The sequence below is a fragment of the Veillonella sp. ZSJB6 genome, from assembly GCF_051549505.1.
Taxonomy (GTDB): Bacteria; Bacillota; Negativicutes; order Veillonellales; family Veillonellaceae; genus Veillonella.
Genome location: NZ_JBPUGE010000209.1, coordinates 1 through 231 on the forward strand (window position 1 = coordinate 1; position 231 = coordinate 231).

Here is a 231-nt window from a genome sequence, read left to right on the forward strand (position 1 = left end):
GTATTATTTGCATAGTTTATTTATTGAATAGGGAGGACCAAGGATGAAAAACGTGTTCGTTTATTCGATCGGAATTGCTTTAATCCTATTTTCGTTGATTATATCGATGCCATCTGTTTCAGCTGCGTCAAAAAAAGAAAATCGTGCTATTATGGGAACGTCAGCATTAACACCTCAACAGATGGCGGACTTTGTCAAAAAGAAAAATCCGAAAAACGTCCGGCTTCAAGG

General features: G+C 37.7%; 1 protein-coding gene. It reads left to right on the forward strand.

The features are described from left to right. Positions 1-43: 43 nt before the first annotated feature. On the forward strand, positions 44-231 hold a 188-nt coding region (locus ACSV5T_RS10450), incomplete at its 3' end, for a hypothetical protein (RefSeq protein ID WP_438321109.1).